The sequence below is a fragment of the Eubacterium sp. SB2 genome, from assembly GCF_001244405.1.
Taxonomy (GTDB): Bacteria; Bacillota; Clostridia; order Lachnospirales; family Lachnospiraceae; genus Faecalicatena; species Faecalicatena contortus_B.
Window position 1 is genome coordinate 63,465 of the sequence record NZ_LN865149.1, and the last position, 13,673, is coordinate 77,137.

The following is a 13,673-nucleotide window of genomic DNA, read 5'->3' on the forward strand; positions in this document are numbered from 1 at the left end:
TTTTCTCCTATAAATTATAAACCCTTTTCGCCGTGCCGCCTAAGATCATATGTTTTTCTTCCTCTAAGATATCTAATTCCATTATCATTTCCGGAGTCATCATGTCATCCATGTTATCCGTTCCATATATTATCCTGTCTGCTCCCAGGACTTTTACCATTCTACATATCAGTGTTCTCCAGTCAACTTCCGGGTAAACCAGAAATGAACACAGCCATGGAATTCCTGCAAGATCCACGTATACGTTTTTATTCCGAAGTGCTATCATAATACCATCCTGGAACCAATTTCCGCCCGCATGACACATCATGATCCTTAATTCTGGAAACCTATGTGCCAATTCATCAATTGTCAGCGGCATTGTTGTAATGTATCGGTCAATGTGCTGCACCGGTGAAAATCCTGTATGGAATGCAACTGTAATATCCAGGTCAATACATTTCTTATAGAAATCAATCAGTCTGGGATCATCGGCACTGATGTTATAATGCCCCTGATGGATCTTTACTCCTTTAAAGCCATTTTGAACTACAAGTGACTCTAATTCCTTAACTGCCCTTTCCCCCAATGGGTTCAGGCATGCAATTCCATAAAAATGCTCCGGATATAATTTTATAATTTCTTTGATCCATTCCTGCGAGGTACGATTTTTATACCCAGTCACAGGTGATACCGCCCCATAATAGAACCCACTCTCAACATCCGGCGGCATGGCCATCATAACCTTTTTTTGAATTTGCAGCTGCTGCATTTTGGAAATAATATGCTCTGCCTGCCTGTGAAGCAGCCGCTGTTCTTCCTCAAAATTTGAAGGCAGCTCATTTGCCGTCATTTTCTCATCCCGCAGGGGATGCGCATGAGCATCTATTATTGTGGTTAATCTGATACTGTGATCCATTATTATTTCCTCATTCTTTCTGATATGCTTTTAAGATACCGGCCATAAGCTCTAAGTCCATTCTTGCTTCGCGCACATTTGTGACAGGCTCCAAATTATTACAGATACAATTATAAAAATGTAATAGTTCATTTCGAAATGCCTCCTGGTAAGAAGTCTCTATTTTTTCTTCGACGACCATATTCCCCTCCATCCTTTTTACAGTAATCATCGTGGGGGCATTCTTTAAATATGGATTCGGAAATTGTACATGGACGGTCTGATCCTCTCCGTAAACTACAAACTCTTCGTCAAACCATTTGTGATTTGTATACCCCACCTCCAGAAACGCCCGCGTCTTGTCACCATATACCATTGCTGCTTCCAGTTCATTGCCCCCGTTCCAGATGTCACAATACGAAACACGTTCCGGATCGCCCATAATCGCGCGCAGCATTGCAATGTCGTGTGCTCCTCCTGTCAACAAATGGTAGTAATACTCTGTTGGTATATCTCCTGTTGCCGCATCCATACCCTCCCAAAACTCCTGGTTCAGTTTGTTTTTTAAATCCGCATCTACATCTGTTCTTCTTACCGTTTCTAATATTTCATTTTGAGATCTGACAAGACCGTCGCAATAGTCCCTGAAACGCAGCATTCTGATAGACTTCATCTGAGCAATGATATCGGCCGCATACAGAAATCCCGGATCATATCTTTTCATCTCGCCTATCATAAAGACAATATTCTCCTCACATACCGCTTCTTCTATTCTCTTTGCCTGGTTAACATTCTCACATAATGGTTTTTCAACAATAACATGCTTTTTATTTCTAACTGCCTCTATGCAGACTTCCGTATGACATTGATTCAGAATTACAACTGCCTCAATTTCTGGATGCCGGATCAGTTCCCTCCAGTCATCAAAAACATATGGCGCCTGATATTGTTTTGCACAATGTTCTGCAGCCCTTCTTGAGATATCCTGTACCGCCACCACTTCGTATTCTTCTAATTCATGTAAATACGGCAGCCATTCCATTTGAGCAATTAACCCGCAACCGATTACGCCTGTTTTTATTGTTTTCATAAGCTTGTTCTCCTTTCCTTTAGCTTTTTACCGCTCCTGCCATAAATCCTTTTAAGAATATTTTACTAAACGGCACGAATATAATTAAAAGCGGAATAAAATTCAGTGAGCATCCGGCCAAAAGCCTTCCCCACTGCTGATCAGTATGAGACATATATCCCGCCAATGCTAGGGGTATTGTCTTTTTAGAAGACGAGTTAAGCAGGATTGCAGAAAATGTATATTCGCCCCATGAATAAATCAGTGCATACATCCCCGCCGCCAATAATCCTGCCGCACAAAGTGGAAGAATAATCTTCACAATAATCTGAATGCGGTTCGCTCCGTCTACCCTTGCAGCATCTTCTATCTCCCTTGGAATAGCATCGATAAACGAACGGAGCAACCATGTACAGAATGGTGCTACTAAGGTAGTTTCCACTAGAATCAGACCCAGGTGTGTATCAATCAGCCCCATCTGCGTAACCACATTATAAATCGGCACAATTGTTAAGATTGTTGGAAAAACATACATAAACAGCATGCCCTTAGCAATAAGCTCCTTGCCCTTAAACTGATATCTTGATAATCCATATGCTCCAAATATTGCAATTACAAGCGACAGAAAAGCAACTCCCAGAGAAACAATGAAACTATTCTTCAAGTTCATTCCAAACGCCGTTGCTCCACTCTTGCTGGTTAACAATCCAACATAATTACGGAGCGTGACATTCGTCGGCAGAAGGCTCACTTCGCCAACCATGATGGTTCTTTCATTTTGAAAAGATCCGAGAATTACATAAAGGAATGGGAATACCGTACAGGCTACAATCAGCCAGACAATTACATTCTGCAGCGTATTTTTCTTCTTTCTCATAGACCCCTCCCTAATCCTCATTTGATTTGTAAACAAACCGGAAAAAAATCATTCCAAGTCCAATCAGAACAAAGCCAACAACGCTTGCCAACGAAACCGACTGTCCGACATTAAACTCGCTGAATGCTTTTTCATAAATCATCAGCGGAATGGTATATGTGGAAAAGGATGGCCCGCCCTTCGTCAGCATATAAATCAGAGAATAGTTGCTGAATGTCCAAACAAAACCCAAAAAGCCCAGAAAGCCCACTATTTTCCCTGTTAAAGGCATAATAAGCCTTTTTAGAATTGTCCATCTTCCCGCTCCATCCACGCGCATTGCTTCATACAGCTCTTCTGGGATCGTACTCAGCGCTGCCAAAGACAGAAGTACCCCAAAAGGGCAGAACTGCCAAAAATTAACAATAATCGTTGTAATCAGCGCTGTGGCAGGCGAGCCTAAAAAGTTAATACTTCCTATCATACCCAAGGAATGCAGAATACCATTTATAACGCCGATCTCCGGTTCTAATAGCCATTTGCTTAGCATTGCCGCTCCAACAACCGGTGTAAGCCAGGGAATAAGTAAAAGTCCCATTGCTATTCCCTTCCCCAAAAATTCTCTGTTTAGAAGAATCGCTATAAAAAGCGGCACAATGGTGTTTAAAACGATTACGCCGACAACCCATATCATTGAATTTCTTAAAGCAATGAGAAAATGTTCGTCTTGAAATATTGTTTTATAGTTCTTCAATCCGACAAAGCTCATTTCACCAAACCCATATTTAGTCTCAAAAAAAGATAATGAAAACCCTTTCAAAAACGGATATAGCAAGAAAATACATACCATAATAAATATAGGCAGCAAGAATAGATATCCAATTTTTTGATTATTCTTCAAACCAGTCACCTCCGGAAACAGAATTTGCTGGAAGAAGGCTTCCAGCAAATCCCATATTTTTAATTTGACAGTTTCTCCATTTCGGATTGTGCCCAATCCACAGCTTCATCAACTGGTACGTCCTCCAAAACGGCCTTTTGAACCATATCTGAAATAATTAACGAATTATAGATTTCTGCCAGGTTAGAATTTACTGCACCATATTTATTTCCCAACGCATACCCCTTCTTTGTATTATCCAAAGCGGTCTTGGCAAACTGCTCGTATACGTCTCTGCTCTCTGCTCCCTCGGCAAAATCAAAGTTCTTTAACGGGAAATATTCCTCTTCAAAATATCCGGACTGAACTAATTCGGCCCCTGTTTCTGTTACTGGCAGGAAGAATGCAGGCTCCATCGCTACAGTCAGAAGCCAGTTGTTTTCCGGCTCCATACAGAATTCCAGAAACTTCTTTGTTGCTTCGTAATGCCCCTCTTTTTCCATCGCATCCTTAAAGCAGAGTATGGCGAGATTCGTAACTAATGTATCTGTTTCCTGATTTTCCAGCCCGTCTGGAACAGGCATGGCAACAGAGGCAATATCAAAGTCTTCACTTTCAAAGAATTTTGATAAGTTCGGAGAAGCATAATTAATCATTGCAAGCTTTCCTGCCGCCCAGTTGTTTTCCAATTCTCCCCAGGACCAGGAACTGCTCGCCTCCGGAGAATATTGGGCCAGCTCTTTATAAAACTCTAATGTCTCCTTCGTCTCTTCTGTGTCAAAATCAACCTTTCCATCCTGATCAAAAATATCTCCACCTGATTTTACTAAAAATGAAGCAAACATATCTGTTGTAAGCGATACCCGCCCGGTGGTAATTCCGGCGCCATATACCTCCGGTTGTCCATCTCCATTTTTATCAACCGTCAGTTTTTCAGCACACTCCAGCAGTTCAGACCAGGTCTTTGGCGCTTCTTCAATTCCTGCTGCTTCAAACATACTCGGACGGTACATTAATACATGAGAAATCTTCTGAAAGGGCAGAGCCCAGTACTTTCCATCGGCCTTAAAACTCTTCAAAGATACGTCGTAAATAGTTTCTTTCTCATCTACAGCCCCGACAATCTCATCCATCGGATATAGCCCGCCTGCTTGGTATGCCGCCTGCCAGTTCGTATCCTTTGTGACATTCATGTCGGGCGTCTCACCGCTGCTAATGGCGCTTAACATTTTCATCTGGTCATCATCCCACTGAACCACTTCTTGTGTAACCGTGATTCCCGGATTCGCCTTCATAAACCTGTCGATCACAGCCTGAAACGCTTCGATTCGTTGATCCGTTGCCTCATGCTGCCAAATTACAAGATCTACAGTATTGTTTGAACCGCTTTCTTTACGGCTGCTATTATTCTCGGGTGTAGCGGCACAGCCAGCCAGTCCCAGTATCAAACCCGCTGTCAGCAAAATTGATATAACTTGCTTTCTCATATGATCTTCTCCTTTACTCTCCCTATCCGATCTGGCCGCCGTGGCCGTCTCTTCCCCACAGTTCCCGTGCTTTCATACCTTCCCTAATAGACTGTTTAGTAACCGTCTCGTTGCCTGCGCGTTTTAAACAATCTTCAATAACTCCCTCAACGCATTCCTTCGGAATTATTAATACCGCGTCCGAGTCGCCAAAAATGAAGTCACCCGGATTCACCAATACTTCTCCCAATTGGCCATGCATCCACAGAGGCTCATTTCCCTCCAGCATCTGCCAATGCCCTTCTGCACAAATCGGAAAAGTGTCTGTACAAAAGACAGGGATGTTCTCTTCTAAAAATCCCTGTGTATCCCGAACGGGTCCATCACAGACCAGTCCCTGCATTCCAGCGTATTTCCAAGTCATTCCCAGAATATCCCCCAGCACGGAAACCTCCGTATACCCCGGCTGTACGCATACAATACAATTGGGATGTTCCTCTACCATGTCTGCCACGCGCACCCACATGCCACCCAAGGGCCCGCGGCCTGCTCTGTCAAATTCTTCATCCAAAGAAACGGCTTTCACATTCCCCCTGACAGTTAAAGCCGGCCCTGCCATCTTCATATCTCTTAAGACAGGCTTGACCTCTTTCCTTAATATTTGGTTTCTAAGGCCATATTTAAAAAACAATGCGTCATAGACCAGGGGCGAATTGAACCGTTTTAGCTCTTCACAGAAGTGATCAATCTCCTCCTGACTGAATCCTCTTTTCTCTTCTTCCATTCCAATCTCCTCCTTTTTCTTTTTTGCCGGCATTATTTTATATAACAAATTATATGGATCACCTCATTTTTGTACAAGATAACTAAAGTAAGAAGCTTTAGAGTACAAAAGTACTGAAAAAAAGCAAGTCATAAAGACCTGCTTCTTTTTGATTGGAAGTCTATATCAAATAAAATCTTTTTGTGTCTTTGTTACCCCCATTCTTCTAATCTCACATAATTCACATATCCACCACAGTGCCTTTCCGCTCCCTCACGCATATCTTCTAACCCGAAGCTCCACCCCTATGGATTCCGCCAGTTCCCTGCTTGCCTCTATCTCCTCCTCCGGCAGTACATCCACTACAGTCATCTTTACCTGAGGAATCATTTTCTCACACTCCCCGGCAAATTCCAGCAAGGCCTCAAATGCATTTTCAAAATTAGGCCGTGTAACCCGGGTATACTCTTCTTTTGTAGGCGCATTTAGGCTTATGGATATGGAATCCGCCACCTCCGCCAGTATGGGGACTATATCTTTTCCATGGTACAGATTACCCAGCCCGTTAGTATTAATCCGTACCAAAACGCCATATTTTTCTTTTGCATACTTCGCGGATTTTACCAGATTCTCCAGCGCACAGGTCGGTTCTCCATACCCGCAGTATACCAGCTCTTTATAACCCTGAAAATCAAACTCATCCATAGCCGCAATGATTTCTTCCAAAGAGGGATCCTTTTTATGCCAGAGGGTCTCCGCATCCCCTACTCCGTCCTCGTGGCTGCGAATGCAGAATTCGCACCGGCAGTCACATAAATTTGTAATATTGGCATACACCTGGTTCTTATACGTATATAAAATATCAGCCATCTCATTTACCTCTTAATCTAAATATTTTCAAACCTAATAACTGTTATCGCCATCAGCACAGATGCAGTAATTTCTGCGTCTTATCCTTTACGCGCGCCTTATCCATCGCTGCTGCCAGCGCAAGGAAGATCACCGCGCTTCCGCCGGACTGCACCGCGCTTCCGGCCAGCGATGCCAGCGGAGCCACAAAGGAACCAAACAGAATCCCCTCTGCCAGATAATATCCCGCCGCGGAGATGACCGCAGCAATAAATGGGGCCGCGATATTTCTGGGAGCCATAATCCGGCCTTCCCTGCTTGTAAATGGCAGTGTAATCAGCATTTTTATAATAATTGTGGCAGGCGCCCACATCGGTGCGGTAAGCAGATCCGCCATTCCCCCACCGATCGCTGCGGCAGCCAACGCGTACGGCCTGGGGAGGAATACCGCCCCCAGATAGATCAGCGCATCCCCAAAATGAATGTATCCGCCGTTTGCCCCGTAAGGGATATGGCAGATGTAGGCTGTCATAATCGTAATCATAGCTGCAAACAGACCGGCTGCCGTTATTTTTAATGTATTATTCCTCATGTGTCCCACTCTCCTTAATTAAACTAATTCTCTCTGTATGTTCTAAACTCATTAAAAATACTGTTTTTCATTTATGAGCACTGCTCGGGAAGCAGCATACCAAGGTACTGTTCATAATCCACACCATCATTGCGCGGGATGCCTTCCCTCACAGAATCTGTGATTGCCCGTTCAATAAAAGCTCCGGCAAGTTCTATACTGGCGGATATCTCGTCTCCTCTCGCCATCCCCGCCGCAACAACGGACGCGAAGAGATCACCCGTCCCGGAATAACTTCCCCCGATATATGGAAACGCGGAAAAACTCTTCTTTCCTCCGCTTACCGCCAGATTTCCCATTTTCACAACACCGTCCGTTGCGTCCCGGAAATGTATGCCCGTCACCACTACGTTCTTCGGTCCCCTCTTCATCAGATTTGCGGCCATCTGCTCAACTACAACAAGCAGATGCTTCTCATCGGTTAATTCCCGGATCATTCTGAAGTCCGTATCTGTCAGGAGACAAAGCTCTGTCAGGTTGGGCGTCACCACATCGGCCTGGAAAACCAGCTCCTTCATGAGGCTGCACAGTTTTTCTGTAAACATGGTATACACTTTCCCATTATCCCCCATCACCGGGTCTACCAGAAGAAAGGTCTTCTTCCTCCTGAACGTATCCAAAAATTCAAATATATTTTCAATCTGCCGCTCACTGGCCACAAATCCTGTGTAGATTCCGTCGAACCGGGCGTCCATCTTTTTCCACTCCCGCCGGAAATACTGCATCTTATCGGTATAGTCATCGCAATAGTAACTGGGATATCCTGTCTGTGCGCTCAGAACCGCCGTAGGAAGCGGACATGGCTGTACTCCCATGACCGATAGCACAGAGATGGCGGCCGTAAGGGAGCAGCGCCCAAATCCCGACAAATCATTGATGACTGCAATTTTCTTAGTCATAATATTCCCTCATTCCTTTCTGCCCCAGAGCGTGTCTGAAAATTGCTTGTTGCAAGATGTTCTCCCAGTTTACGAGGTATTTACTGCCAAATTCAGGAGGCGTAGTGGGCTACGCCCTCTGTATTTGGCAGTAAATAGACCGTGAAGTGGGGCGGCATATTGCGGCAATGAATTTTCAGACACGCTCCAGGCTCTACATGCCATGATAGCACATGACTGGTTTACTCTAAATGTCCAGTTATGCATATTTTAACCAGGCCACTTAAATTCTCAGAACACCGTCTGCATCTCCCGAATGGTTTTATGTATAGGAAATCCCATCGGAATTTACTGTATCACCAAAAAAGGTTCCTCCGACTCCCGGGTACGGGATTTCCCCCGTTCCTGTGTCAGAAGAACCTGTTTTATTTTTTTATAGCTGCGAGCACTTAGTGGCCGTATTTCGGCCGCTTAGGTGCGATGCATATGGCTTCTATAGCCCGATCATCCCAATTACCGCGCCTTTGGATACTCCGTACAGAGCAGGCGGTAAGGCTTTTCATCCTCCTCTATTTCCGGAAAACGTCCGATCGGCTCATAGAAGCAGTTATCATTTTCATCATCATTACACATGGATACTTCTCCCAGTAATACGGAACCGCCGGTCTCCGGAACAATGAAATCATGATACATATATGGAGTAATCGTAATGCTCTGGCCTGGTTTTAAACAGATCTTCGTCCCCGCAGGAACCACTTCTGTTTTTCCGTCCGTATGTACGACAACATCTGTATCCAGCATAGATTTGTCTTCCGCTCCATTGTACACAGTGATATAGATGTCGTTTCCACCGCGGTTTATGATGTCTTCCATCTTGTTCCAGTGATAATGCATCGGAGCAGTCTGCCCCTCGTACAGCATTAAAAGCTTTTCCGCATACGGCTTGGGATATTTATCCGGCATCTTTTGATTCCCGTTTCGAATCGTAAGAAGAGAGAATCCCACCTTATCAAAATTACCAAGGCCATAATCCGTAATATCCCAGCCCAGACAGTTGTCACGGATTTCATCGTATTCATGGCCAATGTCCTGCCACTCCTCCGCAGTCAGCTTTGCGAACGGCGGAATCTCGAACCTGTGTTCTGCAATTAACGCCTCCATGTCCTTGATCACTGCATTGATTCTTGAACGTTTCATACTATAACCCCATCCTTTCTATATCCAAATAGCAGGGCACCTGGTCCCTGCTATCTGTTATTAAATATAGCAAACTTATATCTTATACTCTGATAGAATCATCTCAGGCCTGTCTGCCTGTTTTATCTTTATCCAGTCTTCATTCGTAACAAAATTCAAAAGTGCGTCAATCGTTGCCATTACGTTAGTCTGCGCATAGTCTTTGTAGTAGTTGAAAGGTTCCTCTTCCCCGCTGGACAGCAGTACATAATCTGCAAGCTCCGAGACCGGAGATTCCACATGGTCTGTAATAGCAATGATCTTAAGCCCTTTTTCCCTGGCCAGTTCCATTCCCAAAACTACGGGTTTTGACGTGCCGGATTTTGAGATCGCTATCACAATATCTCCCGGATCCGCGAGGTTGATATGGTTCATAAAAAATTCCGCTGAGGCTTCAAAGGTACTTCTTATTCCAAGCCTTCCCAGCCGGAACCCCATATACTTTGATACAGAACAGGTATTACCGATTGCTATAATATGTGCCACATTGCATATTTTTAAGAGGTTCACACAGTTCCACATGGTTTCGGCATCTATTCTCCTGCCAATCGCTATCAGCTTCTCTGCATAATCGTGGAACAGTTTTTCTATTGCCCCGCTGCTCTTCGGAATCACGATGCCTTCGTACTGCTTTTTCCCCAAGTCTCTTGCCAGAGTAATCCGAAACTGATAATATCCTGTATATCCGATATGATGGCACATACGCACAACTGTAGCATCGCTTACCCCGCTCTGTTTTGCAATCTCCGATACATTGGAGTCCACTGTTTTCTGTGGGTTTTGCAAAACAAAATCCGCAACCTTTTTTTCTGCTGCAAATATTTCCCCATACTTTTCTTTTATGACATCAAGGACTTCCCTCTGTAAAATATTATCATTTTTCAAAGCTCTCTACTCCATATACTTGTTTCGATCCACGCCCGGCAATTTCACAGAGGACGGCCACATCCAATATAGATGTGCATATTGACCTCATAACTATCGTTAGAGTTTCCGAGAGTGTTCCGTTATTATAGTATCATATATGCCGCCCTCTGTCACTAATATTCTGCTGCGCACAGCACCTTGAGATTCTCTCCCGGTAACAGTCCAGGCCTGCCCGGACTGCTCCCTATTTTCACCTAAAAGTGACAAAGGGTCTTCAGACGTTCCTCTAAGTAAGGCTGTAACCTGGACTGCACATACTCCGGCAAATTGATAATCTTAACCGGATCCGGATTGCCTGCATTCTCCTGGGTAAATGCCGCCACCGCATCATAATATCTGCCTAAAAATTCCGTCCCCAGGTTGAATTTGTTGATTCCCTTTGAGAATGCCGTCAGCAGCTGATCGTCCGGTATACCGCTTCCTCCATGAAGTACCAGCGATACATCTGTAGCCGCATGGATCTCCTCCAGCCGCGCAATATCCAGATGCGGAGTGTCTTTATATTCACCATGTGCATTTCCAATAGAAACAGCCAGGGAATTCACTCCCGTCTCCCTGCAGAATTTTTCTGCCGCATCCGCTTTTGTAAACAGATCCTCATTTGCATTATCAGAAGCAGCGGCAGCTCCCACATGTCCGATCTCGCCCTCTACACATACGCCTGACTCATGGGCCTTAAGCACCACTTTTTTGGTCAGTGCAATATTAGTTTCCAGATCGTTCATAGACCCATCAATCATAACCGACTCAAAACCGGCCCCTATCGTATTCATAATGGCATCATACGTAAAATCGTGGTCCGCATGCAGCCCGATCGGCACCTTCACCTCGCCTGCCAGTTCCTTTACCATAGCCGCATAATTGGCAAATCCGGTTGTGTGCTGAACCGTAACATGCTCCGGGTACAGCATCACCATTGCCGGTGTGTTGGCTGCCTCTGCAGCATATACGACTGATCTTGCCATCGTATAATCCATACAGATGAATGAGATCACCGCAGTGTTGCTTTCCTTCGCCATCTTTAATATATTTTCTGTTTTTTCATACATTGTGTTTTCTCCTTCAAATGATGTCTAATTTCGTCTGTTTTCCTTCAACAGGCCCGGCAGAAGCCCGCCTGCAAAAGAATCGCCCAGGCCGACTACCGTGGGATTCTCCACATAGCTCAAATCTTTACAGGGGATACAGTAGATCTTCTCTCCCAGCCTCTCTCCCATACAATCACAAAATGCTGCGCTTTTTGTTTTAACCGGTATATCTTTGGTCTGTTCATAGTCTTCCGGCGTAAAATTGTCACCGATCCGGAAGCGTGTTGACGCCATCGTGACCCCGCCCTCCAGAGATGCTTTCATTGTGCCTGCATTCTCCCCGTAGACCAGCGCCCACGCGGCAGAATGAACCAGAATCAGCTTGATGCCCGAATTGTCATAAACATATTTTACGGCTTCCTCAACTGCCTTTGGATCCAGTATATCAATCGACTTCCCAATATACTGCTGCAGTTCGTCTTCATTCATACTCAGCACATCGATCTGAGGCGCCAGCTGCCGGTGGACATAGCTGCGGAAATCTTTCTTCACATAACACCCATCCTCCATGACTACAACTGCATCATCCGGCAGATAGGATAAGAGTTTTTTCGTCTTCTCCATCCTGTCTTTCAGCACGTCCGGATCCAAAAGCTCCGAAAAAGAACCCAGCAGGAACACTTCACACCCGCCGATCATCTTACCGAATTCATCCGGCAGAACAGGCATATTCAGACTGTCTTCATCCCGCGAGATCAGGATACGGTTCTCTCTGGGAGTCACAAAATCGATGTCGTTTGCCTGAATCCTCACGCCCTTATGGCACTGCAATACAACGTGCGGATATATCTTATTCTGATCCGGCCCCACCCCCGGCAGAGCCCGGATCTTTGACGGCAGCAGCCGTTTTACATGATCATTGTAGCAGCTGGTCTGCAATACGCTTGAATACCCCAATCGGTCCAGAATAATTCCCGCGCGGGTAGGGGTTCCCCCCAGCGTCACTTCATATTCAAAATGATTCGCAAACGCAATGCACACCTCCGACGTGGAAGGAACCATCTCGCATCCGATTCCCGCCTGCAAATGCGCAAGGCTCATAATCCAAATTGCGCGTTCCGAATCAACCTCGATATCCAGCTTCAGCTCATCCGCATGAATATCAAATGCTTTAATCTGCTCTTCTACCACCTGTGTATCCCATTTCAGTTCATAATCTACACATGTATGAAAGCCCAGTGCAATTCTCTCATTCATTCTGCAGTCTCCTTCGGTCTCATAAAATGTTTCTTTCATAAATTATCCTGAAACGGATAACTTTTTAGTATAATGATGCCTTGCCTGCTGCCTGGAACAGGTCAATCTTATCAAAAGCCACTTTCTTCATCGCTTCCACACAGATCGGCTGAATCTGGTTTGGCTCGCGCAGAGATGCATCCTGAAGAACCTCTCTCATTTTCTCATAATAAGCCGCCTTAATATCGCTGGAAATATTGATCTTATTCACGCCGTGCTCTACAGATTTTGCGATTTCCGAATCTTTGTTAGAAGATCCGCCGTGAAGTACAAGCGGTACATCCACTACTTTTTTAATTTCATCCAGAATATCAATACGAAGTTCCGGTTTCATATCTTTCGGATAAATGCCATGGCATGTTCCGATCGCAATTGCCAGACAGTCAATTCCTGTCTTTTCAATAAAATCCTTTGCCTGCATCGGGTCTGTATATAAGATCTCATCAGGTGCCGTTGTCTCTACGGAATCCGTATTTCCAATGGTACCAAGTTCACCTTCTACGGATACATTCACCGCATGTGCGGCCTCGCAGACTTTCTGGCATGTTGCAACATTTCCTTCGTAGGGCTGGCTGGAAGCATCGATCATAACAGAGGTAAATCCTGCGCGGATTGCCGTAATTACCTGATCGAAAGTTCCGCCGTGATCCAGATGGATAACCGCCGGTATGGAAGAATTATGTATTCTCTCTACAATTCCCTTCACCATCTCCGTTGAGATATGGCTTAATTCATCCGGATGTATCGCAATAATCACAGGTGCATCCTTCTCCTCAGACGCCTCCATGATGCCGTTAAACATATTATAGTCGCTAATGTTAAATGCAGGTACGGCAAAATGATTTTCATTCGCTACAGCAAGTAATTCTTTCATGTTCATTAACATAGTCATTCTCCTCTTTTCTTCAAATTAATAT

Annotated in this window: 14 protein-coding genes; all 14 read right to left on the reverse strand. The window is 44.7% G+C overall.

The features are described 5' to 3' along the window. Positions 1-7: 7 nt before the first annotated feature. A complete protein-coding gene (locus BN1938_RS02145; protein WP_050639027.1) occupies positions 8-898 on the reverse strand; it encodes an amidohydrolase family protein in 891 nt (296 codons plus the stop codon). 10 nt (positions 899-908) lie between these two features. Continuing rightward, complete coding sequence (locus BN1938_RS02150) at positions 909-1,967, reverse strand: Gfo/Idh/MocA family protein (RefSeq protein ID WP_050639028.1); 1,059 nt, start codon at positions 1,965-1,967, stop codon at positions 909-911. Between the two features lie 19 nt (positions 1,968-1,986). Next, entirely contained in the window at positions 1,987-2,823 is an 837-nt protein-coding gene (locus tag BN1938_RS02155) for a carbohydrate ABC transporter permease (RefSeq protein WP_050639029.1), read from the reverse strand. A gap of 10 nt (positions 2,824-2,833) precedes the next feature. Further along, complete coding sequence (locus BN1938_RS02160) at positions 2,834-3,799, reverse strand: carbohydrate ABC transporter permease (protein WP_050639030.1); 966 nt, start codon at positions 3,797-3,799, stop codon at positions 2,834-2,836. Continuing rightward, entirely contained in the window at positions 3,763-5,169 is a 1,407-nt protein-coding gene (locus tag BN1938_RS02165) for an ABC transporter substrate-binding protein (RefSeq protein ID WP_050639031.1), read from the reverse strand. The genes BN1938_RS02160 and BN1938_RS02165 overlap by 37 nt, the downstream gene beginning before the upstream one ends. 22 nt (positions 5,170-5,191) lie before the next feature. Further along, the gene (locus tag BN1938_RS02170; RefSeq protein WP_173020080.1) at positions 5,192-5,932 is read right to left on the reverse strand and encodes an RraA family protein; all 741 of its coding nucleotides are present in this window, start codon (positions 5,930-5,932) and stop codon (positions 5,192-5,194) included. A 252-nt stretch (positions 5,933-6,184) separates the two neighbouring features. Further along, positions 6,185-6,781 carry a TIGR04100 family radical SAM protein gene (locus BN1938_RS02175; RefSeq protein ID WP_050639033.1) on the reverse strand — a complete coding sequence of 199 codons (597 nt, stop codon included), beginning with the start codon at positions 6,779-6,781 and terminating at the stop codon, positions 6,185-6,187. A 52-nt stretch (positions 6,782-6,833) separates the two neighbouring features. Next, entirely contained in the window at positions 6,834-7,352 is a 519-nt protein-coding gene (locus BN1938_RS02180) for a TIGR04002 family protein (RefSeq protein WP_050639034.1), read from the reverse strand. A gap of 71 nt (positions 7,353-7,423) precedes the next feature. Next, on the reverse strand, positions 7,424-8,290 hold the full coding sequence (locus BN1938_RS02185) for a pyridoxamine kinase (RefSeq protein WP_050639035.1): 867 nt from the start codon (positions 8,288-8,290) through the stop codon (positions 7,424-7,426). Positions 8,291-8,782: 492 nt separating this feature from the next. Continuing rightward, positions 8,783-9,466, reverse strand: coding sequence for a D-lyxose/D-mannose family sugar isomerase (locus BN1938_RS02190; protein WP_050639036.1), 684 nt, complete (start codon positions 9,464-9,466; stop codon positions 8,783-8,785). A gap of 75 nt (positions 9,467-9,541) precedes the next feature. Then, entirely contained in the window at positions 9,542-10,390 is an 849-nt protein-coding gene (locus tag BN1938_RS02195; RefSeq protein ID WP_050639037.1) for a MurR/RpiR family transcriptional regulator, read from the reverse strand. 236 nt (positions 10,391-10,626) lie between these two features. Further along, the gene (locus BN1938_RS02200) at positions 10,627-11,481 is read right to left on the reverse strand and encodes a class II fructose-bisphosphate aldolase (RefSeq protein ID WP_050639038.1); all 855 of its coding nucleotides are present in this window, start codon (positions 11,479-11,481) and stop codon (positions 10,627-10,629) included. A gap of 24 nt (positions 11,482-11,505) precedes the next feature. Then, positions 11,506-12,717 carry an ADP-dependent glucokinase/phosphofructokinase gene (locus BN1938_RS02205; RefSeq protein ID WP_050639229.1) on the reverse strand — a complete coding sequence of 404 codons (1,212 nt, stop codon included), beginning with the start codon at positions 12,715-12,717 and terminating at the stop codon, positions 11,506-11,508. Positions 12,718-12,781: 64 nt separating this feature from the next. Then, positions 12,782-13,642 (reverse strand): ketose-bisphosphate aldolase, encoded by an 861-nt coding sequence (locus BN1938_RS02210; protein WP_050639039.1) that lies wholly within the window; start codon positions 13,640-13,642, stop codon positions 12,782-12,784. Between the last annotated feature and the right edge of the window lie 31 nt (positions 13,643-13,673).

Bases quoted from the DNA above. Each gene is read 5' to 3' on its own strand.
- BN1938_RS02145 (WP_050639027.1), bottom strand. From the start codon at position 898: ATGGATCACAGTATCAGATTAACCACAATAATAGATGCTCATGCGCAT.
- BN1938_RS02150 (WP_050639028.1), bottom strand. From the start codon at position 1,967: ATGAAAACAATAAAAACAGGCGTAATCGGTTGCGGGTTAATTGCTCAA.
- BN1938_RS02155 (WP_050639029.1), bottom strand. From the start codon at position 2,823: ATGAGAAAGAAGAAAAATACGCTGCAGAATGTAATTGTCTGGCTGATT.
- BN1938_RS02165 (WP_050639031.1), bottom strand. From the start codon at position 5,169: ATGAGAAAGCAAGTTATATCAATTTTGCTGACAGCGGGTTTGATACTG.
- BN1938_RS02170 (WP_173020080.1), bottom strand. From the start codon at position 5,932: ATGGAAGAAGAGAAAAGAGGATTCAGTCAGGAGGAGATTGATCACTTC.
- BN1938_RS02175 (WP_050639033.1), bottom strand. From the start codon at position 6,781: ATGGCTGATATTTTATATACGTATAAGAACCAGGTGTATGCCAATATT.
- BN1938_RS02180 (WP_050639034.1), bottom strand. From the start codon at position 7,352: ATGAGGAATAATACATTAAAAATAACGGCAGCCGGTCTGTTTGCAGCT.
- BN1938_RS02185 (WP_050639035.1), bottom strand. From the start codon at position 8,290: ATGACTAAGAAAATTGCAGTCATCAATGATTTGTCGGGATTTGGGCGC.
- BN1938_RS02190 (WP_050639036.1), bottom strand. From the start codon at position 9,466: ATGAAACGTTCAAGAATCAATGCAGTGATCAAGGACATGGAGGCGTTA.
- BN1938_RS02200 (WP_050639038.1), bottom strand. From the start codon at position 11,481: ATGTATGAAAAAACAGAAAATATATTAAAGATGGCGAAGGAAAGCAAC.
- BN1938_RS02205 (WP_050639229.1), bottom strand. From the start codon at position 12,717: ATGAATGAGAGAATTGCACTGGGCTTTCATACATGTGTAGATTATGAA.
- BN1938_RS02210 (WP_050639039.1), bottom strand. From the start codon at position 13,642: ATGTTAATGAACATGAAAGAATTACTTGCTGTAGCGAATGAAAATCAT.